This window comes from Granulicella rosea (genome assembly GCF_900188085.1).
Taxonomy (GTDB): Bacteria; Acidobacteriota; Terriglobia; order Terriglobales; family Acidobacteriaceae; genus Edaphobacter; species Edaphobacter rosea.
The window spans coordinates 633,418-657,566 of record NZ_FZOU01000002.1 but is presented as its reverse complement, the minus strand read 5'-3'; the positions used below and the strand labels follow the sequence as shown (position 1 = coordinate 657,566).

The window sequence follows — 24,149 nt, the reverse complement described above, 5'->3', positions numbered from 1 at the left end:
CGCCGGCCAATGGGCGCACCCGTTTCGCACCATGAAGCCATGACCTTCAGATGTAGTGTTTGAGCGTCGGCCAATGGGCGCACTGGTTTCGCTCCGTGAAGCCATGGTTTTCAAATGTAGTGTTTGAGCGCCAGCCAATCCGCCGTCAGGTTCAGCTTGCGGTGGCGCAGCAGGTAGATGTTGCGATGCTCGTAGGGCATGGCGAGCGGGTGGTCCATGCGGCCTGCGATCTGGACGTCGGCGTAGTTCTCCTGCATGTCGGCGACCGTGCCGCCGGAGACGACGATGACGACCTCGCCGGTGGCGCCATGCGTGCCCCACAGGTAGTAGTTGTTATGTCCGCTGATGGCCGTGGGCAGGCCGTGTCCGAGCATGTTGATGGCCGAGGCTTCGCCGTAGTTCGAGCAGAGGATAGCCGTCCTGGCGCGATCTTCCGGCGAGAGCGAGTTGTAGATCCTGGTGATCTCGTCGACCTCCTCCTGCCAGCCGAAGCGGTCGGCGAAGAACTGCGGCAGCGGGCCGTTTTCTGTGTTCTCTGAATTGCCGCCGATGTTGTAAAGGTGCGTGGCCTTTGTATACGCGAGCCACGTGGGCGGGGTGAAGATAGGCGTCGACAACGGCAGGATGATGAGTCCGGTGACCACCAGCGCGGTCTGCAGAACCGGGAAGGCGAAGCGGCGCCCGGCCTGCACGCCGCGGCTTTTGCCGTAGAAGCCCTCCCACGCGATGCCGCCGGCGGCGAAGAGCACGGGGTAGACCGGCATGACGTAGTAGTCCTTGGCGTGCATCGCCATCATCGCCGCCAGGAAGAGGAGGTACGCGATGCCGGCCCAGCGCCATGCGGCGTTGCGCACCAGCCAAACGACGCCCGCGCCCCATAGCAGCAGGTTCAGCGGGTGCAGCGCGACGATCTGCGCGCCGAGGAAGGCAAGCGGCGGGAGTGCGACGTTCTTGTGCTCCTTGCGACCGTTGGAGAGGAATTCAAGCGTCGGCCAGTGGTTGTGAATCTGCCACAGCAGATTCGGCAGCGCGATCAGAATCAGTACGCCGACGCCGATCGCGGCCCATCGGCTGGCGAGCAGTCGGCGCTGCGGCGTGAGCAGCAGACCTGCCAGCAGCGCGACGAGGAAGAAGGTCATCGACGGCTTGTTCAGCAGTCCCAGACCCCCGGCGACGCCGAAGAGCAGCCAGAGCCGCTCGGACCCGCCGCGCTGGATCAGGATGACGGCGAGCAGGCACAGCATCCAGAAGATCGACTCGACCGAGTTCATGGAGAGGAAGCCGTCGAGCGCGAGATACTCCGGCGCGACGAGGACGCCGGTCATGGCGAGCGCCTGCGCGGGACGCCGGCCGCCGAGAGACCAGGCCAGAAGGCCGGTCAGGAAGATGCGTGCCGCGCCGGCCAGTCCGCTGAGCATGCGGATGCCGGCGAGCGAATCGCCGAAGAGCGTCTCCGCCAGCCGCGCCTGCACGGCGACGAGCGGTCCGTGGTCGACGTATCCCCAGGCGAGGTGACGGCCGCACATCAGGTAGTACATCTCGTCCCGAAAGTAGCCGTAGCCGAGATGCCGCTGCAGGAGGTTCATGGCAACGTGGAAGACGAAGACCAGCAAGCCGAAGCCGCTCGCAAGGCGCAGGGCAGCGGCGAGGCTCTCATCCCGTGGGCGGACGACGGTTGTGCTCATGCCAGAAAGATACGCTGTGCGATGCAAATTCGTTCCGCGAAATCTCGCCTGGCTGCATCTCACTCGGGAGAGAATGGAGGGCGGAGGCACGACATGGAATGGACACCGGGTGGGACCAGCGGCGATATCGAGGATCGACGGGACTCGTCGGGCGACGACGGCGGCGGAGGCGGCGGATTCAACCTGGGCGGCGGTGGCGGCCTGGGAATTGGCGGGTTGGTCATCGTGGTCATCATCAGTCTGGTGACAGGGCATAATTTTCTGGGCAGCTTGTTCTCGGGGGGCGGTGGCGGTTCGACGGTAAGTCGGAGTGCCCCGGTGGATCAGGACCAGAGTTCTTCGCGCCCCGCGGCGCAGTCGCATCCGGCGGGTGAGGATCGCGATGTGCAGTTGATCAGCTTCGTGCTGGACGACGCGCAGAAGACCTGGACGCAGATCTTCCAGTCCAAGGGCAAGACCTACCGGCATGCGAAGCTGGTCATCTTTCGCGGGCGTACGCAGTCGGGCTGCGGCACGGCGGAGTCGGCGACCGGGCCGTTCTACTGCCCGCAGGACGAAAAGGTCTATATCGATCTGGGTTTCTGGGATGAGTTGAAGAAGTTCGGCGGCGATACAGGCGACTTCGCGCAGTCGTATGTGATTGCGCACGAGCTGGGCCATCACGTGCAGAAGTTGCTGGGCATCGAAGGTCGCGAGGTGCGGATGGTGCAGGCGAATCCGTCCGAGAAGAACGCGCTCTCGGTCGATCTGGAGCTGCAGGCGGACTGCTTCGCCGGCGTGTGGGGCCACAGCACGCAGCAGCGCAAGATCATCGACGACAAGGATATTGACGGCGCGTTGAAGGCCGCGGCGGCGGTCGGCGACGACCATCTGCAGAAGATGAGCGGCAGGGCAGTGAGCCCGGAGAGCTTCACCCACGGCTCGAGCGAGCAGCGCATCTCATGGTTCCGCAAGGGGCTGAGCACGGGTGACCCGGGGGCTTGCACGACCTTCGACGGCAAGCTCGCGCCGCAGTAACGGCGCAGTGCAAAGCGGCTCCCAATGTTCGGGAGCCGCTTTGCGTTATGGATACTGAGGGCAGCTTGCGGGAGCATCGGCTTGATCGCCGCCGCTCAGGAGTATGCCGTGATAGCCGTCGGGGTTGGCGATGACCGGCTTGCGGCCTTCGTTCAGAATCATGCCCTCGACCGAATGCACGTTGTAATCGGTCGCTCGTCCGAAGGTGTGGAACTCGTTGTAGACGACGTGGACCAGCGGCTTGTGTTCGGTGTTCAGCATGCGGCGCAGATCTTCGGAGAAGATGGCGTCGTAGCAGAAGCCGCCGCCGACCTTGAGGAAGAGGAGAACGGGCTTCTCGCCTTTGGCGTTGGGCTCGACCGGGTCGCCCACCGGGTCGACGCCGTCCGCGGTCCAGGACATATCGAAGCCGCGCAGTTCGACGCGGTTGGTGAAGGCGCGATCCACGGCAAGAGCCACGATCAGCAGCACGACCGCAGTCGTCAGCGCCTTCTGCGCCACGCCGTGGCGGCGAATCTGCGCCACGCAGACGGCGGCGGCGGCCAGCAGCACCAGGATCGCGGAGAACCCTGGTCCACGATTCGCAACCCAGCGCCACGGACCCAACGTCAGCATCATGAGCAACAGCGCGAGCGTCAGCGGCAGCGAAAACGCCGCCGCAATGGCCGGCCAGAACCACAGGAAGCCGCCCACAAACAACAGCACCGCCGCCGGAACATACCAGAAGCTGGGCGAGTGCTGCAGCGCGAAGAGACTGAACTCATAGCCCAGTACAAGGAAGGCGAGCGTCAGCAGGATGCGAACGAGCAGCGAACTGGCTCCGGACTTCGCAGCCGTGGGGGGTGATTGAATCTGATCCATAACTGAAAGATTACCCTAAGCACGAGCGGCAGCCGCATCTGAGGCCATGCGTCGCACTGCCGGGTATAGAGAGTCGTTATCCTGCGCCTGGACTTATCCGGCGCGGCTTGATGGGCCGGTGAGCGGGTGATACTCTTCTCTCCATCGGGACCAGCCTTCAGCCATTCAACGATCCAACAAGGAACGGACGACTATGAGCGTGCAGCTTCGCCGGACTTCGTTTTTGAGCCTCACCTTCCTTCTCGGCGCGGCCGTCTGCGCGTTGGCTCAGGCGCCCGCCGCGCCGCAGCCGCCGCGCGGACCGCGTCCCAAGCCGACCAACATCCAGGCGCTGCCGAAGGACATCTCCGGCGACGAGACGATCAAGTACATGCACGCGTACGAGGACGAACTCGGCGTGGAGTGCTCGTACTGCCACGCAAAGAATCCCGAGACCAAACGTAACGACTTCGCCTCGGACGCCAATCCGATGAAGGAGAAGGCGCGGACGATGATCCGCATGACCGCCGAGATCAACGCGAAGTATCTGGCCGCGCTCGGCAGCACGCCCGCGCCGGCGCCCGTAGGCTGCGGCACCTGCCACCGCGGCATGGCCAAGCCGCCGGCCTTTGTCCCCAAGCCGCATGAGATGCCGCCGGCTGCGCCTAAGCCTGCGATGTAAACGTTTCGACTGGCGGAGAATTCGATGAGGTTCAGCTCGTTTGCAAGGCTTGCAGCCGCGGTCTGCCTGACCCCGGCTGTTGTAGTTTTGGCCCAGGGTAAGACCGCCGCGCAACTGCTCGCCGACCCGGCGGTTCAGGCCGCGATGCAGTCGGTCGAGGCGCGCCAGCCGCACTTTATCGAAGAGCAGATTCGCCTGACCGAGATCCCCGCACCGCCGTTCCACGAGAGCGTACGCGGCGCGGAGCTGAAGCGGCTCTTCACCGAAGCCGGGTTGCAGAACGTCCGGACGGACGCGGTAGGGAACATCCTCGGCGACCGGCCGGGCATGCAGCCGCATCCTCATCTTGTGATCGCCGCGCATCTCGACACGGTCTTTCCCGAGGGTACGGATGTTCGCGTGAAGCGCAACGGCAACGTGCTGACCGCGCCCGGCATCGGCGACGATGGCACGGGGCTCGCCTCGTTGCTGGCGCTGATCGACGCGATGCAGCGCGGGAAGCTCCAGACGAACGGGACGGTCACCTTTGTCGCGGACGTTGGCGAGGAGGGCCTCGGCGACTCGCGCGGGGCGAAGGAACTCTTCAACACGACGCTGAAGGGCCAGATCGACAAGTTCATCTCGATCGACGGCGATGACCCGGTGCATATTGTGAATACTGGCGTCGGCAGCTTCCGCTATCGCGTGACCTTTACCGGTCCGGGCGGACACAGCTATGGCGCGTTCGGGCTGGCGAATCCGATTCACGCGCTGAGCCGGGCGATTGCGCATGTCGCCGACATCGACGTGCCCACGACGCCGAAGACGACTTACAGCACAGGTCGAATCGGCGGCGGAACGTCGGTGAACTCGATCCCGTTCGAGGCATGGTTCGAGTTCGATGAGCGTTCGTCCGATCCCAAGGCTTTGGATGCTGTCGACCGGAAGTTCAAGGCCGCGGTGCAACAGGGGCTCGACGAGGAGAATGCCTTTCGCCACGACAAGGGTAAGCTGAGCGTCAAGCTGGAGTCGATCGGCGTGCGTCCGGCGGGCGAAACTCCGGCTGATTCGGCGATTGTCGCGCAGGTGAAGTCGTCGATCGAGGCGCTGAAGCTGGGTACGCCAAGGCTCGAGGCCAGCTCGACCGACTCCAATGTGCCGATGCATCTCGGGATTCCGGCGGTCACGCTGGGCGGCGGCGGATCGGGCAAGGGCGCGCACTCTCTTGGTGAGAGCTACGACAGCACGGATGCTTATAAGGGTGTGCAGAATCTGTTGCTGATTACGCTTTTGCTGGCGCAGTAGGCGATCAGCGTTCGGATGGCTTGAACGGCTTCCGCGCGCCGTGGTGTATCGATAGGATCGTTACCGTGCCGCGATCCTCGCGAATGCGGAAGATGACGCGATAGATATGCGGCTTAGTCCCGAAGAGGAGATGGCGTAGGTTCTGGCCTTCACGGATCAGCGGTGCGCGCTCGGGCATATTCGCGAGCGACTGCAAGTCCTCATGGAGCCGATTGAACCACTTTGCTGCTGTTCGCGACTCGTAGGCTTCGATGAACAGATAGATACGGCTCAGGTCGCGTTTCGCTTGCGCGGAGACTTCAACGCGGTATCCCATGCTTTACCCGAAGCTCCTCAAAGACCTCGTCCAGCGGCTGAACGCGTCCGGCTTCCATATCTTCGAGACCCTGCTGAATCGCCTGCTCTTCCTCGGCGAACGCGGCGAGATCGAGGAGACGCTGGTAGGCGGCGGCCTCCTGAACGACGATCTCCGGATGGCCGTCGACGGTGAGGGTGATGGGGCGGTGGGTCGCCTTGAGCTGGCGGATCATGTCGGCAGGCTGCTCGTTGAAGCTGGCGAGGGTGTGGACTTCCTGCGTGGTGTCGATCATGGTGTCCTCCGCTGGCTGGATTCTATCGTACCCTGCGGCCTAGGAGTCAATTTGAGTATTAGGGGTGCAGTCGTCCTTTGGGCGAGGCCCACATCTGAGTATCGAAATACGGGGCACCTGATTCGGCGGTGAGATGTGGGCCACCCGCTATGCGATCCCGGGATATGCTTGTTATTGACACCTGAGTACAGGGGAGAATGTTATGCCAAGCGGATGGACTTGTCCTTATTGCAATCAGATCGCGACCATTACCAACGCTAATATCAGCAGATCCGAGCATGATTTTAACAATAACAACAAGGACGAAAAGCTGTTGCGCCTCCAAACCTTCGTCATAGTTTGCCCAAATCTCGAATGCAAAGAATATTCCATCCAAGCGGCACTTTACAAAACGAAGGTGCAATACAGTGGTGCTGGCCAACCGTTTTCAGCGATTGACGGACCATCACTTATTAATTGGCAGCTTCGGCCGAAATCGACCGCAAAAGTTTTCCCGAACTACATTCCTGGGCCAGTTCGACAGGACTACGAAGAAGCGTGCATGGTTCTCAATGACAGTCCGAAAGCATCGGCAACGCTTTCGCGTCGGTGTCTGCAAGGCATCATTCGCGATTTTTGGAAAATCTCAAAAAATCGGCTTGTCGACGAGATTTATGACTTGAAGGACAAGGTGGATGCGAATACTTGGGCTGCAATCGACGCTATAAGAAGCATCGGGAATATTGGCGCTCACATGGAAAAAGACATAAATCTCATAATTGATGTCGATCCGGGCGAAGCAGAGTTGCTGATACGTCTGATCGAGACGTTATTCAGCGACTGGTATATAAACCGTCACAACAGAGACCTTCAAATGCAACAGATTGTTGCGATCGCAAAGGCCAAAGCAGACCAAAAGCTTGGCACGGTGCAGCCATAAGATACAGTGTTACTATCCTATCGCCCAAATTTTTGTTTCTGCTGCTGCATTTGAGCCATCAGTCTTTGTTGCTGCTTCATGCCGCCACCGCCGCCCATGGTTTTGAACATCTTGGACATTTGGGCGTGTTGCCGTAGGAGGTTGTTGACCTCCTGGACCGTGGTGCCGGAGCCGGCGGCGATGCGTTTGCGGCGGGGTCCGTTGATGATGTCGGAGTTGCGGCGCTCTTTGTTGGTCATCGAGTTGATGATGGCTTCGACGCGGCCGAACTGCTTCTCGTCTACGTTTTCCGCTGCCTGCGCCATGCCGGCGAAGGGGCCGACCGAAGGCAGCATCTTCATGATGGACTTCATGGAGCCTAGCTTCTTGATCTGGCGGAGCTGTTCGCGGAAGTCTTCAAGCGAGAAGCCGTCGCCGGAGAGGGCCTTCTTGGCGAAGCTTTCGGCCTTGCCGCGGTCGAGTTTTTCTTCCGCGCGCTCGAGCAGGGTGGCGATGTCGCCCATGCCCATGATGCGGCTGACGATGCGGTCCGGGTGGAAGGGTTCGAAGGCGTCCGGCTTCTCGCCGGTGCCGATGAACTTGATGGGCGCGCCGGTGATCTGGCGGATGGAGAGCGCCGCGCCGCCGCGTGCGTCGCCGTCCATCTTGGTGAGCACGGCGCCGGTGATGGTGAGGAGGTCGTTGAAGGCCTTGGCGGATTTGACCGCGTCCTGGCCGGTCATGGCGTCGGCGACGAAGAGGATCTCGCTGGGGTTGAGCAGCGCCTTGAGCCTGGCCATCTCGTCCATCAGGACTTGGTCGATGCCGAGGCGGCCGGCGGTGTCGACGATGAGGATGTCGCAGCCGAAGTTGGCGGCGTCGCGCTTGGCTTCCTTGGCGAGGCGGAGCACGGAGTCGGTTGCGGCTTCGCCATCGATCAGCTTGCCTTCGTACAGGCTGGCGTTGATGGAGCGTGCGACGATGGCGAGCTGCTCGCGCGCGGCGGGGCGGTAGACGTCGACCGAGACGAGCATGGGGCGGTGGCCGCCTTTTTTGAGCCATGCGGCGAGCTTGCCGGAGGTGGTCGTCTTACCCGAACCCTGCAGGCCGGCCATCAGGATGACGGACGGCGGCTGGCTGGCGGTCTTGAACTTGGCGATGTCCTTGCCGAGGAGCGCGACGAGTTCGTCGTGGACGATCTTGACGATCTGCTCGGACGGAGAGAGGGCGGTGGCGATCTGCGAGCCCATGGCCTTGGCGCGGATCTGCTCGACGAGGTTGGTGGCGACGTCGAGGTTGACGTCGGACTCGAGGAGGGCGAGGCGAATCTCGCGCATGGCGTCGGAGATGTTCTCGTCGGTGATGGCGCCCTGGCCGCGGAGGTTTTTGAAGGATCGCTGGAGCTTGTCGCTGAGGTTTTCAAACATGGCTCTTCGAGTTTATCAGTGTGGGGGAGAGTGCGGTGGCAGAGAAGCAGATCCTCCGCTTCGCGAAGGATGACAAGCATCCGGCATGGATGGCGATGCGGTTCGCCGCAGGTTACAAACCCGTGGGTGGAACCTGCGGCGGCGGTAGCAGGGGAGGTTCGCGGTTTCAGGTTCGCGTTTCGCAACGGGGCCGCAGCCGGATAATGAGGGCTTATGGCAGGCATTCAGTTGGTTCCGAAACCCGTGCCGGTTCCCGAGACGGGCAACATGCGTCTGGTGCGGGAGTATGTGGGATATCTACGGATCGAACGCGGGCTGCGGCCGGCGTCGTGCGCGTCGTACAAGGCCGATCTGGAGCAGGTTGCGGAGTTTCTCGAGAAAACTGACGGCATGCTGCTCACCTGCACGCAGCAAGACGTCCGTAACTATATAGAGGAGCGCCGCGCGAATGCCGCGGAGGCAAGGACGATCTCGCGCAAGCTGAGTTGTCTGCGTGGGTTCTATCGGTGGCTCCTGCTCGATAAGCGTATTGCGCACGACCCGACGATCAATGTCGAGGCGACAGCGGTGTGGAAGACGCTGCCGAAGTCGCTGGCCGAGAGCCAGGTGGGCGAGATGTTGGATCGCTCGGGCGCGGCGGCGAATCTCGAAGACGGCAAAAAGATGGCGCTGCGCGACCACGCGATTCTGGAGCTGCTCTATGCTGGCGGGCTGCGCGTGGGGGAGATCTGTTCGCTGCGTGTGGAGGATCTGCATCTCGATCTGGGGCGGGCGCAGGTGCGCGGCAAAGGCGACAAGGAGCGTATCGTGCCGCTGGGACGCCGTGCCTGTGAGGCGCTGGAGCGGTATATGAAGGAAGGCAGGCCGGTGTTGCAGAAGAGCGGCGTCGGGCTGCAGCGGGCGCTTTTTCTCAGCATCAACGGCAGGGCGCTGACCCGGCAGTGGGTGTGGACGATGGTTCGGGCCGCGTCCGGCGAGGCGAAGGCCGGGCCGCACCGGCTGCGGCATAGCTGCGCGACCCATATGGTGGAGCATGGCGCGGATCTGCGCTCGGTGCAGACGATTCTGGGCCACGCGGACATCGCGACGACGCAGGTGTATACGCATGTTGCGCTGGGACATCTGAAGGAGGTCCACCGGATGCATCATCCGCGCGGGCGGCGGCGGCTGCCTTCGGAGCAGTCCGAGAGCGAGCAGGTGCCCGCATGAGCGAGTTCACGCAGCTTGCGGATGGATTCCTGAGCGCGCTGGCGAACGAACGCGGCGCCTCCGAGCACACGGTGCGGGCGTATCGGCGCGAGGTGCACAACTTTGCGGAGTTTCTGGAGAAGCTGCTGGGCAGGGATGCCGCGATCGATACGGTTGAGCATCTGCATATCCGGTCGTATCTGGGTTCGTTGTATGAACGTGGCCTGACGAAGGCGAGCGCGGCGCGTGCGCTGGCGTCGGTGCGGAGCTGGTTCAAATGGCTGGCGAAGGAGGGTAAGGTGGCGCAGAATCCGGCGCTGCTGGTCTCGACGCCCAAGCTGCCGAAGCATCTGCCGCGTGTGCCGAGCATGGAGGAGTTGAATGGCGTGCTGAACTCGCTCGAAGGCGTGCAGCGGGAGGATGAGGCAGGCGCATGGCCGGAGCGCGACCGCGTGATCTTCGAGCTGCTCTATGGCTGCGGCATCCGCAACTCGGAGCTGGTGGGGCTGGAGATGGCGAGCATACAGTGGGGCAACGACGCGATTCTCGTCCGGGGCAAGGGCAAGAAAGAGCGGCTGGTTCCGCTGGGCGATGAGGCCGCGCTCGCAATCCGTGCCTACCTGCCGCTGCGGGACGCAAAGCTGCGCAAGGCAGGCAAGGGCAGGCTGGTGGATGAAGGCGCGCTGCTGATGAATGCGAAGGCTCGCGGCGACTGCCGCCTGACGACTCGCAGCGTCGGCCGGATTGTGAAGTCGATTGCATTGAGCCGGGGACTTCCGGCGGACGTGCATCCGCATACGCTGCGCCACGCCTTCGGCACGCACATGCTGGAAGAAGGCGCCGATCTGCGCGCGATCCAGGAGATGCTGGGGCATGAGCGGCTGTCGACCACGCAACGGTACACGCAGTTGACCATGACGCAGGTGCAGCGTGTGTATGACCAGTCGCATCCTCGGGCGAACTGATTTTCTTCGTTGATATTTATCGGCCATCTTAGCTAAGATTGGTTAGCAGTCAGGGGGGCGACCATGATCTCTGCGACGATCTTTGAGGCGAAGACCAATCTTTCGGAGCTAGTGAAGCGGGCTCAACGCGGGGAAGAGGTCATCATTACCTCCGGGCGCGAGAAGACGCCTGTAGCGAGGCTTGAAGCGATCAAGCCCTTCAAACCGAAGCGTTTGGGGGTTCGCGAAACACTGGGCTTTGTTCTGGGTGAAGGTTTTTGGGAGCCGCTCCCTGAAGAGGAGCTGAGGCTTTGGAACGGCGAAGGCGAATGAGAGTTCTCCTCGACACCCACGCTTTAGTCTGGGCGGTGCTCGCCTCTCGTTCACTCAGTAAGAATGCCTCTGAGCTTATTGCCGATGAAGAAAACGAAATTGTAGTCTCGGCGGCATCGGCGTGGGAGATAGCTACGAAGGTGCGGCTTGGCAAGATGCCCGAAGCAGCAGAATTCGAGATGAACTTCCTCGAAGATATAGGAGCCGCCGGATATGAAATGCGAGCGATTACGGTGGAAGACGGTCTGCGCGCAGGTCGCTTGATGGGGCCGCATCAAGACCCCTTCGACCGCATGATCGCTGCGCAGGCGCTTGCCGACGACATCCCCGTCATCAGCATCGATCCAAAGCTCGATGGATTTGGCATTCGTCGCATCTGGTAAACATTGGTCGGATAAACTGGTAGGCGTGAATATCGAATGTTTGACCGACTCGCACCTCGATCTGCCCGGCGATTTGAAGCAGGTTCGCCGCGCTTTGCTTTCCGTTACCGATAAGACCGGGCTGGTGGAGTTCGCCCGCACGCTGGCTGAGTTTGGTGTGGAACTGGTTTCGACCGGCGGCACCTCGAAGGCGCTGCGCGAGGCGGGGCTCACCGTGCGCGACATCTCCGACCTGACCGGCTTTCCCGAGATGCTCGATGGCCGCGTGAAGACGCTGCATCCCAAGGTGCATGGCGGCATCCTGCACATTCGCTCGAACGAGAGCCACGTGGCCGCGGTGACCGAGCATGAGATTCAGCCCATCGACATGGTCGTCGTGAATCTCTATGCCTTCGAGAAGACCTCGCAGAAGCCCGGCGTCTCGACGGCGGAGATCATCGAGAACATCGATATCGGCGGGCCGTCGATGGTGCGTTCGGCGGCTAAGAACTTCGAGGATGTGGCGATCGTCACCTCCGTCGCGGACTACGCGCTGCTGGCCGAGGAGCTGGCCGCGAACGGCGGCAGCCTGGGACGCGCGACGCGCTGGCGGCTGGCCAAGGCGGCCTTCGCCGTGACGGCTGCGTATGACGCAGGCATTGCGAGCGCGCTCGAATCGCTGGTGGACTCCGACACGCCGCATGCGCCGGCGGTCTTCGACACGGAAAAGCTGCCCGAGACCGTCCGGCTGATCGAGCCGCGCTCGACCGTCCTTCGTTATGGCGAGAATCCGCACCAGAAGGCGGCGCTCTATGCCGACGGCACCGGGACCGGAGTCGCAGCGGCTAAGCAGTTGCAGGGCAAAGAATTGAGCTACAACAACCTGGTCGACCTAGACGCCTGCTGGGAGCTGGTGAGCGAGTTCGACGAGACGGCCGTCGTCATCATCAAGCACACCAACCCGTGTGGTGCGGCGACCGGCTCGACCGTGCTCGAGGCCTACACGCGCGCGCTGGCTTCGGACCCGGTATCGGCCTTTGGCGGCGTGCTGGGCATCAATCGCGAGGTCGACGGCGCGGCTGCCGAGGAGATCGCGAAGCTCTTCGTCGAGGCCATCGTGGCGCCTTCGTTCACCGAAGATGCGCTCGCCCGCTTCGCCGCGAAGAAGAATCTGCGGCTGATCGAGATCGTCCCGGCGAGGACGCCGCGCGTGGTGAAGCAGGTTTCGGGCGGGTTGCTGGTGCAGGACTCCGACCACAGGCACGTGACTGAAGATGAGTTGACGGTGGCGACGAAGCGCAAGCCGACTGCGGAGGAGATGCGCGCGCTGCTCTTCGCCTGGAACGTCTGCAAGCATGTGAAGTCGAACGCGATCGTCTATGCGCGGTTCGAGGATGGGCATGGCCAGACGGTCGGCGTCGGGGCAGGGCAGATGTCGCGTGTGGATGCGGCGAAGTTCGGCGCGATGAAGGCGGTACTGCCGCTCGCCGGCTCGGTTGCGGCCTCCGATGCTTTTTTCCCGTTTCCGGATGGGCTTGAGGTGGTGGCGGCTGCCGGGGCTACGGCGATCATTCAGCCGGGCGGTTCGGTGAAGGATGCGCTGGTGATTGAGGCGGCGGATAGGCTGGGCGTGGCGATGGTCTTCACGGGTGTGCGGCACTTCCGGCACGGCTGATTTTGCACCCGAGCTTGTTCGGGCGCCCCATGTCTCAGGTGCGAGACATGGGGCATCCGCTTTTGTGGCAGAGAAATACGATTGACATTCCGTTTATAATCACGGCCATGGATTCCATGGACTGCGGGGTCAGCATCCAAAGCCCCTGCAGCGCCGTCTAACCAGTGTCTCGACAACGGCCCACGGGCTTAACGATCGTACTCAGGAACCTTACCGCCTATGACACTGCCTGTATTCCGCGCCTCCCGTCTCCTTTCCGCTGCCGCCGTTCTGCTTGCCGCACATGCCGTGATGGCGCAGGTACCCGCCGCGACGCAGGCCCCGGACCACTCCTCGGCGTACTATCACGAGGGGCTGGCGAGCATGTACGAGGATATGGCCGTGAACGCGGGCCGTCCGGACTACGCGACGCAGGCGGTGGAGGAGTACAAGCTGGCGTTGAGCGCCGATCCGAACTCCCAGTTTCTGCAGGATGGCCTGGCCGATCTTTACTTCAAGCTCGGGCGTATCCGCGAGGCGGTGACGGCGGCTCAGGACCAGGTGAAGAAGAATCCAAACGACTTCGAGGCGCACTCGCTGTTGGGCAAGGTGTATCTGCGCTCGCTGGGCGATATGCAGGGTTCGCAGTCGGGTGAGATGCTGAAGCTGGCCATCGCCGAGTATGAGACCATCTCGAAGCTGAAGCCGGAGGATGTGGAGACGCATCTATTGCTCGGTCAGCTCTATGGATTGAACCATGACTCGGCCAAGGCGGAGGGACAGTTCAAGCTGGCGCAGCATCTGGATTCGAACTCCGAAGAGGTCGTGCTGAACATGGCGCGGTTGTATGAGGAGCAGGGCGATACGCAGCGTGCGGTGGATACGCTCGCCTCCGTGCCCGAAGCCGACCGGTCGGAGCGAATCGATCTGGCGCTGGCGGGTTCCTATGAGATTCTGAAGCGCCCGAAAGATGCGGCCGCGTCCTATAAGGCGGCGCTTGAAGAGAATCCCGATAACGTGGACGCGCAGAAAGGCTTAGCTTCCGCGCTTCTGCAGGACAATCGGCTCGACGAGGCGCTGGTGGTGCTGCAGCAGCTCGTCGCAACCGATGCGAACGATGTGCAGTCGCAGGTTCGTATCTCGGACATTCAGCGGCGGCAGGGGCACTACACCGAAGCGCTCGCAACCTTGAAGAAGGCGAAGTCGCTGCCCGCGCAGGACGATAACGAGGAGCTGAGCTACAACGAAGCGCTGATCTACGACTCGCTCGGCCAGTACGACAAGGCGACGGCGTCGCTGACCGCGATTCTTAAGCAGACCGCGCATCCGGACGGCAAGTATTCTGATCCGGAGAAGAGCAATCGCTCGATCTTCCTGGACCGGTTGGGCATCGTCGAGCGCGAGGCGAACAAGACGCCCGAGGCGATTGCCGCTTACAAGGAAGAGATTTCGCTTGGCGGCGAGTATGTCTCGCGCGGTTACCAGGGCGAGGTGGACGCGTATCGCGACGCTCACCTTTGGAAGGAGCTGCTGGCGGCTGCGGCCGAGGCGGCGCAGGCTCTGCCGCGCGATCACAGCGTGCAGCTGATGTACGCCTTCCAGCTTGCCGACACGGGCAAGCCGGACGAGGGAATCGCGCTCGCGAAGGCGCAGTTGTCGTCGCCTCCGGGCGAGGCGGGCACGAGCGACGGGACGCAGGACCGCGATACGTATGTCGCCCTGGCGAATATGAATCTGCGTCTGAAGCGGTCGAAGGACGCCTATGCGGCGCTCGACAAGGCGGAGGCGCTGACGATGCGACCGGAGGAGAAGGCGTTCATCTACCGGCTGCGCGCGACGATCGCCGACCGCGATAAGGACTACGCCGAGGCGGAGATTCAGTACAAGAAGGCCATCGCCATCGATCCGAACGATGCGACAGCATTGAACGACTTCGGCTATATGCTGGCCGAGCGCGGCACACGTCTGGCCGAGGCGCAGCAGATGATCACGCATGCGCTGGAGCTCGATCCGCAGAACGGCGCGTTTCTGGATTCGCTGGGCTGGGTGAACTTCAAGGCCGGCAAGTACGAGCAGGCGGAGCAGAACCTGAAGAAGGCGATCGAGCGCGTCTCGACCGATGCGTCGATCCACGACCATCTGGGCGAGGTCTACGACAAGACGGGCCGGCTGAAGCTGGCGGTCTCGCAGTGGGAGCGCGCGATGACGGAGTACGCGCATTCGTTGCCGGCGGACGCCGATCCGGCGGATGTGGCGAAGGTGAAACGCAAGCTGGACAATGCGAGAGTGAAGCTGGCCAGCGCAAAGTCTCCGACGGCGAAGAAGGTTGACTAAAGCGGGCGATATACTAAAGCGGTGAGCAAGACTTTTTATATCGAGACGTTTGGCTGCCAGATGAACGCGCATGACTCCGAAAAGGTGGTCGGCACGCTCGAGCAGCAGGGCTACGCCCAGGTGCAGGATGAGGCCGATGCCGGTCTCATCCTGTACAACACCTGTTCGATCCGCGACAAGGCGGAGCAGAAGGTATTTCACCGGTTGAACGAGTACAAGAAGCTGCAGGGCGAGGGGAAGAAGTTCGCCGTGATCGGCTGCGTCGCCCAGCAGGAGGGCGAGAAGATCTTCGATAAGGCGCCGTACGTGTCGATCGTCGCGGGATCGGCCTCGTACCGCAATCTGCCGGGCATGCTCGACCGGTTGGAGCGCGGCGACTCGCGCATTACTGGCCTTGACGACAAGAAGACGACCGAGACCTTCGAGACGCCGTTCGTCGCGCGCACGAACCCGCACCGCGGCTATATCACGATCATCGAGGGTTGCGACAAGTTCTGCGCCTACTGCGTGGTTCCGTACACGCGCGGCAATGAGCGCAGCCGCACTGCCGCTTCCGTGATGGAAGAGGCGACGCGCATGGCGGACGCCGGCTTCACCGAGATTCAACTGCTGGGCCAGAACGTGAACAGCTACCGCGATCCGTCCGGCAAGATGACCTTCGCCGAGCTGCTGCAGGCGGTTGGGACGATTCCCGGCATACGCCGCGTGCGGTTCACGACATCCCATCCGCGCGACTTTACGAAGGACATCGTCGACGTGATCGACGCGACGCCGACGCTCTGCGACCACATCCACCTGCCGGTGCAGAGCGGATCCAGCCGCATCCTGAAGGCCATGGCGCGCGAGTACACCCGCGAGTGGTATCTGGAGCGCATCGCGTGGATGAAGGCGGCGAAGCGCGATCTTTCGCTGACCTCCGACATCATCGTCGGTTTTCCGGGCGAGACGGACGCCGATCTCGAAGATACGGCGACGCTGCTCGACGTAGTCGGCTACGATGCGATCTTTGCCTTCAAGTTCTCGCCCCGCCCAAATACTCCGGCCGAGCATCTCGCGGACAGCCTTTCGGACGAGGTGAAGTCGGCACGCCTGCAGATTCTGCTGGACCGTCAGCGCGAGATTCAAAGGATCAACTACGACCGTCACTTAGGGCAGGTGATGGAGGTGATGGTTGAGGGGTACAACAAGGCGCGCAACCAGATCATTGGGCGCAGCTCGCAGAATAAGACGGTAAACTTCACGACGACGCAGCTCATCATGCCGGCGACGGGAACGTATCACCAGGTGCGGATCACGCAGACCTTTCCGAACAGCCTGGTTGGCGAGGCGCTGGCGGCGCCGGGGCGGGTGCAGTAGTGGCGGTCCTCGAGACTCCCGGCGCGGCCGGTGAGCCGGAGATCGAGGTGCAGATTCGCGGCCTCATGCTCGACCCGGTGACGAACATGCCGATCGTCGTGCTGAAGGAGGTTGGCAGCGATGTCGTGCTGCCGATCTGGGTCGGCGTATTCGAAGCGAACGCGATTGCGCTGGAGCTGGAAAAGACGGAGACGCCGAGGCCGATGACGCACGATCTGCTGCGGAATCTGGCGAAGGGGTTGAACGCAACCGTTCGCAAGGTCGTCGTCTCGGACCTGCGCGCGGATACGTTCTTCGCTTCCATCTGGATGGAGCAGGGGGGCGAGACGGTGGTGATCGACGCGCGGCCGTCCGATGCGATCGCCCTGGCCCTGCGCTGGGATTGCCCGATCTACGTCAGCTCGAAGGTGATGCGGCATACGCGGCAGAACAATGCGGAGACGGCGGCCAATGTCGGCGCCGACGATCTGAAGCGGTGGCTCGAGAATCTGAACGAGGACGATACCGGGCAGTACAAGATGTAGCTTGGTGCTGGGTCTGAAAGACGGAAGCAGATTCCCTGCGGGAATGACAAACAAGAGGAACAGACAAAGGCAAGAGAGCAGAGAAAACCAGAAGACACAAAGGCAAAGGCAACAGCGTAAAGACTCCTCGCTGTTGCCTTTGCTTGTTTGTCATTCCCGCAGGGAATCTGCTTCAGTCTTCAGTTTTTGCACAACGTCTTCAAATGCGTGAAGAACTCCGGGAACGAGATCGCCGCGGCCTCGGCGCCTTCGATCGTATTCTCCGACGTTGCGCGCAGGGCGGCGATGGCGAAAGCCATGGCGATACGGTGGTCGGAGCCGGAGTCGATGGTTGCGCCATGGAGCGTCTGGCCGCCGGGGATTTCGAGGCCATCTTCGAACTCGGTGAAGGTCGCGCCCATCGCGCGCAGGTTGCGTGCGACGAGGTCGATGCGGTCGGACTCCTTGATGCGGAGTTCTTTGGCATCGCGGATGATCATGCCGGAGGGCATGTAGGGCGCGATGGCGGCGAGCACCGGCAGCTCGTCGATGAGCTGCGCTGTGAGCGCGCCGCGGATTTCGAGCGGTCCACGCAGGCTGCTGGGGCCGGCGTTGACCTGGATCGTCCCAACCATCTCGCCGTGAGTCTCTTCGACGTTCAGGATGCGGACCTTGCCGCCGAGCGCGGTGACGACGTCGAGCAGCGCCGAGCGGGTGGGGTTCATGCCGAGCGAATCCAGAATAAGGTTCGAGTCCGGGAAGAGCAGGGCGGCGCAGAGGAAGAAAGCGGCCGACGAGAGGTCGCCGGGGACGGTCGCGTCGATGGCGTGCAGCTTCTGGCCGCCGGCGATGCTCAAGCGGTTGTTCTCGCGCGTCAGCGTGGCGCCGAAGGCGCGCAGCGCGTGCTCGGAGTGGTCGCGGGTGCGGATGGCTTCGGACAGGCTGGTCGTACCCTGGGCCTGCAGGCCGGCGAAGAGCACGGCGGTCTTGACCTGCGCGCTGGGGATGGGGGTCTCGAAGTCGATGGCGGCGAGCGGGCCGCCGTAGATGGTGATCGGCGCGTGGCCGTCCACCAGCTCCATGCGCGCGCCCATGGCGGAGAGCGGGCGGCGGATGCGCTCCATTGGGCGCAGGGTGAGGGAGTGATCGCCGATGAGGGTGAAGGTGTGCGGGTGCGGCGCGATCAGTCCGGAGAGCATGCGCATGGTCGAGCCGGAGTTGCCGCAGTCGAGCGGCGCGTCGGGCTGTTGGAACTCGCCGCCAACACCCGTCACCTCAATGTGCGTGCCCTTATTCTCCACCGTGGCGCCGAGCGCGGCCATGCAGGCGAGTGTGCTGTGCGGGTCGGCGCCGGTTGAAAAGTTCGAAAGGCGGGTCGTGCCTTCGGCGAGGCCGGCAAGCATGCCATAACGGTGGGAGATGGACTTGTCGCCCGGCAGGACGAGCGAGCCCTGGAGCGAAGAGGCGGGCAGAACTTTTTCAATAGCCATTACGTTCTATCTTAACGGATGGAGGGCGTGGCTGATCCGATGGTCTTGGTGATGTGTATAGATTTTCACAGCTCTGCATTCGGATGGATCGCCGCTATGGCTCGCGGCAGCGTCTAACCAGAGGCAAGATTCACATGGCGTGAAAGGGAAGAGATGACACCTCAAGAGAAGGACATGATCGACGGGCTGGTCCAGCGGGTAAACGGCACACAGCTTGGGGAAAAGGATGGGGCAGCCGAAGAACTGCTGCAGCAGGGGTTGGGTCGAAATCCGGATGCGCTATACATTCTGGCCCAGACGGTGCTGGTGCAGAAGTACGCGCTCGATCAGGCACAGAGCCAGTTAGCCCAGGCAAAAGCTGCTCTGGGCGAAGCGAAGAAGGCTGCGGCCGATGCCGCGAACAAGCCGCACACCAGCTTCCTCGGCAGTCTGCTGGGGCAGGATCGGCCGGCGCCTCCACCGCCGCCGCCAACGTCGCAGGCCGGATATACGCCGGTGTACGCCGGCCAGCAGAGCGGGTATGCGATGCCGCAGCCGGGATATGGCCAGCCGCAATACGGTCAACCTCAATACGGCCAGCCGCAATATGGTCAGTCGCAGTATGGTGGGCCGGTCTTCGGCCAGCCCCAGTACGGCCAGCCACAGTACGGGCCCGGACCGGGTATGGGCGGCGGCGGGTTCCTGCAGGGAGCGATGCAGACTGCGGCCGGTGTCGCCGCGGGCGCGCTGGCGTTCGAGGGCATCGAATCGCTGATGCACGGCTTCGAGCATCATGCCGGGTATGGCGATTCTCGTGGCTTCGAGGACTCGGGCAACCGGGACAATCCTGGCCCTGTCGACAACGACGGCTATCGCGCGTTCGAGCATGGTTCGGGTGGCAACGATGGCAGCGACCGGTTTGCCGGCTCCGGAGACGACTCGCGTAGCGAGGTTGTCGACGATCAATCGGACGCGAACGACGGCGCAAACGACTCCGGTTCAGACAACTCCGGTTCGGATGACTCGGACGCAACCGACTCGGGCGATTACAGCAGCGACGATAACTCCTAGGACAACGCGTTCCATCGTCGAGGGTGGGGCTAAGCAAGACTGCTCGGCCCTGCCCGCTTTGCTAGAGCGCCCGCAGCACGACGATGGTCTCGTCGTCGAAGTGGTCCGTACCGGAGCGGAAGGTACGGACGGCTTCGAGGATGGCATCGACGGCGGACTGGGCGCTGTCGGTGGCGGTCGGGTGGTGCTTCAGGATCAGCGCCAGGCGTTCGGAGCCGAACATCTCGCCGCGTGAGTTCTGCGCGTCGACGATGCCGTCGGAGAAGAAGACGGCCAGATCGCCGGATTGCATGGGCAACGTGTGCTCGTCGTAGCTGGCGTTTGGAAAGAGTCCAAGCGGGAAGCCCTCGGCCTCGATCGTGTGGACCTCGAGAGCGTCGGTGAGGCTGGTGCTGGTGCGATAGACCTGGAGCGGCTGAACCGAACCGGCGTTGGCGATGTGGATTGTCTGGGCCTCGTCGTCCCACAGGGCCATCAACATGGTGACGTACTGGGAGTCGAGCTTGCGCTCCTGCAACTGGTCATTCAGAGCGGCAAGCAGCTCGGCGGGGCCGAGGCGCTGGGGCGCGAGCGAACGCAGGATGCCCGAGACCAGTGCGGCGTAAAGCGCGGCCGGCGCGGCCTTGCCGGAGACGTCGCCCAACGCGAGGACCGTCCGGTTGGTGTCGTAGCTGAGGAAGTCGTACACATCGCCGCCGATCGAGCGGGCGGGTTCGAAGCTGGCGGCGATCTCCGCGCGCGCGGTGCGGGGTGGAGCGGACGGCAGCAGGCGGAGCTGGACCTGCCGCGCCATCTCCAGGTCGCGCTCCATGCGCTGCTCGTCCTCGAAGATGCGCTGGTAGAGCCGCGCGTTGACGATACTGGTCGCGATCTGCGCGGCCAGCGTCGTCAGGGTCCGCTGATGGTCTTCGTTGTAGTAGTTGACCTTGGTGTGCTCGAGGTCGATCACGCCGATGACCTTGCTCTTATAAATTAACGGGACAGCCAGTTCGGCGCGCGTCTCCGGGTTCTCGGCGATGTAGCGCGGATCGTTGCGCACATCCGGCGAAAGGACCGGCGCGCGATCCTGCGCGGCGGCGCCGATGATGCCGACGCCTAGCCTAACGTCGCGGCTGCGTGGCACGCGCTCGCCATAGCGGGTGCTGAAGCGGTGCTCGAACTGCTCCGTCCGGTCGTTCCAGAGCAGGATGGTGAACATCTGGAAGTCGATGACGCGCTTCAGCAACTGGCCGATGCGTTCCAGCAGGTCGTCCAGATCGAGGATGCTGGTGATCTCGCGCGAGATCTCGTGCAAGACCGTCAGGGTCTGGGCCTGCCGGGAGACACGCGTATACAGCCGCGCGTTTTCGACCGCCACGCCTATGCGCGAGGCCGTAAGTTCAAGCAAACGCTGGTGATCCTGGGTAAAGTAGCCGGGCATCTCGGACTCGATGTCGAGCACCCCGATAACCTTGTTCTTGACGATCAACGGGACGGCCAGTTCGGAGCGCACGTTCGGATTCGCGTCGATGTAGTTGTCGAGCGTTCGCACGTCTTCGACCAGGATGGACTTGCGATGGAGCGCAGCCTGCCCGATGACGCCGCGGCCAAGTTTGATCCGCATCGCCGCGACCTCCGGCGTGTGGCCGGTCTGGAAGCGCATCCAGAGTTCGTGGGTGCGGTCGTTGATGAGCAAGATGGCGAAGATGCGGTAGTCGATGACGGCGCGGACGAGGTCGGCGACGCGATGCATCAGGGTGTTCAGGTCGAGCGTGGTGTTGAGCGCGTCGGCCAGACGCATGAGGAAGTCGAGCTGCAGCGGCTCCAGCCGGATATGCGGGTCTGCGGCGTGCGGATGGAAGAGCGCGCGGGGCTTGGAGTCTTCCGGCGTGCCCGCGCCAGCGTCGGACGCGGAGGGGCGGTAGTCGCCCTCGAAGGACTCGGGAGCGGACAGATCCTCGGGTCCGGCGGATTGTGGTGCGCTGGGCATCGGATACCCGATTGTACCGGGTTCGAAGGACAGTTTTTAGAGGTTCGTGATGAGTGGTAAGAAGAAGCGCAAAACCCCACCAATCACGAACCACTCTTCACAAAAAATGCCCTTAGTATCCGCTGGAGGCGGGTGGCGGAGCGGCGTGTCCGGCGAGTTCAGCCAGGATACGGACGCTGGCGCTGGCGCCGACGCGGGAGGCGCCGGCATTCAGCATGGTCGTGATGTCCGCGAGCGACCGGATGCCGCCCGAGGCCTTCACCCCGGCGCGCGAGCCGGCGACGCCGCGCATGAGTGCGATGTCGTCCGCCGTGGCGCCGCCGGTCGAGAATCCGGTGCTGGTTTTGATGAAGTCCGCTCCGGCGGAGAGTGCGATCTCGGAGGCGCGCAGCTTTTCTTCGAAGGTGAGCAGGCACGTTTCGAGGATGACCTTCACGATGGCGCCGGCATCGTGCGAGAGTTGGACGACGCCGCGGATGTCCTGCTTGACCGCTTCATAGTCGGCGGCCTCGCCGGACTTCAACAGGCCGACGTTCAACACCATGTCGATGTCGTGCGCACCCTGCTTCAGCACGCGTGCGGTCTCGTCCCGCTTCGAGGCTGAGAGCGTCGCGCCGAGGGGGAAGCCGATGACGACGCCGACCTTAATGCCCGTTCCGGCGAGAGCGGATGCGGCGGTCTGGACCCAGTAGGGGTTGACCATCGCGCAGGCGAAACGGTGCTCGGCGGCCTCCGCGCAGAGCTGGAGCACCTGCTGGCGGGTCGCTTCTGGCTTCAGCAGCGTGTGGTCGAGCACGGCGGCCAGGTTGGCCGGGGAGGACAATGCATTTGCGGCAAATGCCGCGGCGTCGAACGGGACGAGGGAAACGGTGCTCATGAAACTCCTTCAAGGCGAGGCTGGCTCGCCGACCTATCTACTATACGAGGATTGCGCGGGCGATACGAGGAAGCTCGCGGGGCTGGCCGTCGCCTGCGCCGACTTCCACGCGAGGGCTAGATCGTCTTTGAGAAACTGGTAGAGCTGTTCGATCGACTGCTGGTCGCGACCGCGAAGAACGGCGCTGGGATGAACCGTTGCCAGCACCCTTTCGGCGTGGGGAGTTGCGAGGATCTTTCCGCGGTCGCGCATGAGGGCGAAGGTTCCGCCCAGGAGTGACTTGGACGCGGTAGCGCCCAGGCAGAGAATGACGCGCGGTCTCAACGCTTCAATCTCCGCCAGCAGCCACGGCTTGCAGGCGGTGATCTCGGACATGCGCGGGCTTTGGTGGAGACGGATCTTTCCGCGTCGAATGAACTTAAAGTGCTTGACCGCGTTTGTCATGTAAATGCTTGCTGGATCGATGTTTAGTTCGGCTAGAGCCTTGTGGAGAAGTTTGCCCGCCGGTCCAACGAAGGGCAGCCCCTGCACGTCTTCCTGGTCGCCGGGCTGCTCGCCGACCAGCATGAGAGGGCTGTTTGACGCACCGACACCAGGCACGACCTGCGTGGCGTGGCAGTAGAGTTCGCAGCCCTTGCAGCTGGGTAAAGCGTCGCGCAGGGCGGGAAGGCTGCGCTGGGCCGGCAAAAATGGCTCGGCTGTGGGCTGTTGTTGCTGGCGTTTCACCATGGCCGCGACCCGGGTTTGTGCGCCGCCGATCAGGGCCGGAAGAAGCGCGACCTCGGGGAGATTTTTCCAGTAGCGAACCGGCATCTCCGACCGCATCGCCTCCTGGTTCAGCCGGGCGGGGTTGAAGATGCTGGCGTAATAGGTCCGCCAGAGGTCTTCGAGCTCATCTTCAGCCGGAGCGGACTCGCGTGGCACGCCGGGCCCGAAGATCAGTTTCTTTGCGATCGGGTCCCATGAGACGCTGGCCTCCGGCGTGAGGATCGACCAGCGCATGATCGCGAAACGCTCCGCAAAGAACGGCGCTGCCAAAGGCAGAATTCTGTGGTCCGGCTCGTACCAGGCGACGAAGTGTTCGCAGTCCTTGTCGGGAATCGAGACGGGCGGCGGGCAGGCTTCGATCTCGGTCTTCACCTCACCGAAGGGCGTGGGAGTCACGAGCACAAGGTGGTGGGCGTGAGGATCGGGGTCGATCGGGATCGGCTCGTCGACGACGACCGGGCGCTCGGACGGATCGGACGCCTCCATCACCTTGCGAAAACGGACGAAGGCATGCATCTTGTGCAGGTCGCGCCGCACCTGCGCCTCCAGCCGTACGAGCTGGCTGACATCGTCGTCGGTCTCGATTTGGAGGAGATTGCGTTCGCTCTGAAGGCGGTAGAGCACCCGGTAGAGCAGATTCCAGCGGTCGGGGCTGCGATGAACGGCCACGATCGCCGCGGTTTCGAGAAAAGCCTTCGAGGTATGCGGCCGCACAATCGGCGCGCCCGTCGCCACGTCGTCCGTATCGAGCGTCAGCGCAAGCGTGCTGGGGACGGTTGCGTCCTGCAGGTCGAGCTCTTCCGGCCTGAAACCGGCGTGCAGGGCGTCGCGGGCGGCGGCGCGCCAGGCCTCGAAGTCGGATTGAAGGGGAACTCGATGCACGTTGTTTGGATGCAGA

The 24,149-nt window shown here is 63.0% G+C and carries 22 protein-coding genes; 13 read left to right on the top strand and 9 right to left on the bottom strand.

Annotation, left to right across the window (positions count from 1 at the left end; translation table 11 throughout):
- Positions 1-110: 110 nt before the first annotated feature.
- The gene (locus tag CHB87_RS08845; protein WP_089408033.1) at positions 111-1,685 is read right to left on the bottom strand and encodes an ArnT family glycosyltransferase; all 1,575 of its coding nucleotides are present in this window, start codon (positions 1,683-1,685) and stop codon (positions 111-113) included.
- Positions 1,686-1,778: 93 nt separating this feature from the next.
- Between CHB87_RS08845 and ypfJ the strand changes: the two genes are divergently transcribed.
- Complete coding sequence (ypfJ, locus tag CHB87_RS08840; RefSeq protein ID WP_089408032.1) at positions 1,779-2,702, top strand: KPN_02809 family neutral zinc metallopeptidase; 924 nt, start codon at positions 1,779-1,781, stop codon at positions 2,700-2,702.
- Between the two features lie 45 nt (positions 2,703-2,747).
- On the opposite strand, the gene CHB87_RS08835 is transcribed toward ypfJ, so the two are convergent.
- Positions 2,748-3,563 carry a hypothetical protein gene (locus CHB87_RS08835; RefSeq protein WP_089408031.1) on the bottom strand — a complete coding sequence of 272 codons (816 nt, stop codon included), beginning with the start codon at positions 3,561-3,563 and terminating at the stop codon, positions 2,748-2,750.
- Positions 3,564-3,756: 193 nt separating this feature from the next.
- Here CHB87_RS08835 and CHB87_RS08830 point away from each other — a divergent pair, with 193 nt between their 5' ends.
- A complete protein-coding gene (locus CHB87_RS08830) occupies positions 3,757-4,224 on the top strand; it encodes a c-type cytochrome (RefSeq protein WP_089408030.1) in 468 nt (155 codons plus the stop codon).
- Positions 4,225-4,248: 24 nt separating this feature from the next.
- Positions 4,249-5,508, top strand: coding sequence for a M20/M25/M40 family metallo-hydrolase (locus CHB87_RS08825; protein ID WP_089408029.1), 1,260 nt, complete (start codon positions 4,249-4,251; stop codon positions 5,506-5,508).
- Positions 5,509-5,512: 4 nt separating this feature from the next.
- On the opposite strand, the gene CHB87_RS08820 is transcribed toward CHB87_RS08825, so the two are convergent.
- The gene (locus CHB87_RS08820) at positions 5,513-5,824 is read right to left on the bottom strand and encodes a type II toxin-antitoxin system RelE/ParE family toxin (RefSeq protein ID WP_089408028.1); all 312 of its coding nucleotides are present in this window, start codon (positions 5,822-5,824) and stop codon (positions 5,513-5,515) included.
- Entirely contained in the window at positions 5,808-6,098 is a 291-nt protein-coding gene (locus tag CHB87_RS08815; RefSeq protein WP_089408027.1) for a type II toxin-antitoxin system Phd/YefM family antitoxin, read from the bottom strand. The genes CHB87_RS08820 and CHB87_RS08815 overlap by 17 nt, the downstream gene beginning before the upstream one ends.
- Positions 6,099-6,300: 202 nt before the next feature.
- Here CHB87_RS08815 and CHB87_RS08810 point away from each other — a divergent pair, with 202 nt between their 5' ends.
- The gene (locus tag CHB87_RS08810) at positions 6,301-7,017 is read left to right on the top strand and encodes a DUF4145 domain-containing protein (protein WP_089408026.1); all 717 of its coding nucleotides are present in this window, start codon (positions 6,301-6,303) and stop codon (positions 7,015-7,017) included.
- Positions 7,018-7,034: 17 nt separating this feature from the next.
- On the opposite strand, the gene ffh is transcribed toward CHB87_RS08810, so the two are convergent.
- Positions 7,035-8,423: a signal recognition particle protein gene (gene ffh / locus CHB87_RS08805; RefSeq protein WP_089408025.1), complete on the bottom strand. Its 1,389-nt coding sequence runs from the start codon at positions 8,421-8,423 to the stop codon at positions 7,035-7,037.
- A gap of 213 nt (positions 8,424-8,636) precedes the next feature.
- On the opposite strand from ffh, the gene CHB87_RS08800 reads away from it, so the two are divergent.
- The 8 genes from CHB87_RS08800 to CHB87_RS08765 all read left to right on the top strand — a co-directional run bounded on the left by CHB87_RS08800 (position 8,637) and on the right by CHB87_RS08765 (position 17,118).
- Positions 8,637-9,632 carry a tyrosine recombinase gene (locus tag CHB87_RS08800; RefSeq protein ID WP_089408024.1) on the top strand — a complete coding sequence of 332 codons (996 nt, stop codon included), beginning with the start codon at positions 8,637-8,639 and terminating at the stop codon, positions 9,630-9,632.
- A complete protein-coding gene (locus CHB87_RS08795; RefSeq protein ID WP_089408023.1) occupies positions 9,629-10,576 on the top strand; it encodes a tyrosine-type recombinase/integrase in 948 nt (315 codons plus the stop codon). The genes CHB87_RS08800 and CHB87_RS08795 overlap by 4 nt, the downstream gene beginning before the upstream one ends.
- A gap of 63 nt (positions 10,577-10,639) precedes the next feature.
- Positions 10,640-10,888, top strand: a complete 249-nt coding sequence (locus tag CHB87_RS08790; protein WP_089408022.1) for a type II toxin-antitoxin system Phd/YefM family antitoxin — start codon at positions 10,640-10,642, stop codon at positions 10,886-10,888.
- Complete coding sequence (locus CHB87_RS08785) at positions 10,885-11,271, top strand: type II toxin-antitoxin system VapC family toxin (RefSeq protein ID WP_089408021.1); 387 nt, start codon at positions 10,885-10,887, stop codon at positions 11,269-11,271. Before CHB87_RS08790 ends, CHB87_RS08785 begins: the two co-directional genes overlap by 4 nt.
- Before the next feature lie 25 nt (positions 11,272-11,296).
- Positions 11,297-12,925, top strand: a complete 1,629-nt coding sequence (gene purH, locus CHB87_RS08780; protein ID WP_245817891.1) for a bifunctional phosphoribosylaminoimidazolecarboxamide formyltransferase/IMP cyclohydrolase — start codon at positions 11,297-11,299, stop codon at positions 12,923-12,925.
- 219 nt (positions 12,926-13,144) lie between these two features.
- Positions 13,145-15,238, top strand: a complete 2,094-nt coding sequence (locus CHB87_RS08775) for a tetratricopeptide repeat protein (protein WP_089408019.1) — start codon at positions 13,145-13,147, stop codon at positions 15,236-15,238.
- A gap of 21 nt (positions 15,239-15,259) precedes the next feature.
- Positions 15,260-16,594, top strand: a complete 1,335-nt coding sequence (gene miaB / locus CHB87_RS08770) for a tRNA (N6-isopentenyl adenosine(37)-C2)-methylthiotransferase MiaB (protein ID WP_089408018.1) — start codon at positions 15,260-15,262, stop codon at positions 16,592-16,594.
- A 65-nt stretch (positions 16,595-16,659) separates the two neighbouring features.
- Complete coding sequence (locus tag CHB87_RS08765) at positions 16,660-17,118, top strand: bifunctional nuclease family protein (RefSeq protein WP_089408142.1); 459 nt, start codon at positions 16,660-16,662, stop codon at positions 17,116-17,118.
- A gap of 179 nt (positions 17,119-17,297) precedes the next feature.
- Here the strand turns inward: CHB87_RS08765 and aroA are convergent, their stop codons facing one another.
- Entirely contained in the window at positions 17,298-18,587 is a 1,290-nt protein-coding gene (aroA, locus tag CHB87_RS08760) for a 3-phosphoshikimate 1-carboxyvinyltransferase (protein WP_089408017.1), read from the bottom strand.
- A gap of 153 nt (positions 18,588-18,740) precedes the next feature.
- On the opposite strand from aroA, the gene CHB87_RS08755 reads away from it, so the two are divergent.
- Positions 18,741-19,637, top strand: a complete 897-nt coding sequence (locus CHB87_RS08755) for a DUF2076 domain-containing protein (RefSeq protein ID WP_089408016.1) — start codon at positions 18,741-18,743, stop codon at positions 19,635-19,637.
- 61 nt (positions 19,638-19,698) lie between these two features.
- On the opposite strand, the gene CHB87_RS08750 is transcribed toward CHB87_RS08755, so the two are convergent.
- From CHB87_RS08750 to CHB87_RS08740, 3 genes are all read right to left on the bottom strand, one after another.
- The gene (locus CHB87_RS08750) at positions 19,699-21,606 is read right to left on the bottom strand and encodes a SpoIIE family protein phosphatase (RefSeq protein WP_089408015.1); all 1,908 of its coding nucleotides are present in this window, start codon (positions 21,604-21,606) and stop codon (positions 19,699-19,701) included.
- A 112-nt stretch (positions 21,607-21,718) separates the two neighbouring features.
- Positions 21,719-22,483 (bottom strand): deoxyribose-phosphate aldolase, encoded by a 765-nt coding sequence (deoC, locus tag CHB87_RS08745; protein ID WP_089408014.1) that lies wholly within the window; start codon positions 22,481-22,483, stop codon positions 21,719-21,721.
- 33 nt (positions 22,484-22,516) lie between these two features.
- A complete protein-coding gene (locus CHB87_RS08740) occupies positions 22,517-24,133 on the bottom strand; it encodes a UdgX family uracil-DNA binding protein (protein ID WP_089408013.1) in 1,617 nt (538 codons plus the stop codon).
- Between the last annotated feature and the right edge of the window lie 16 nt (positions 24,134-24,149).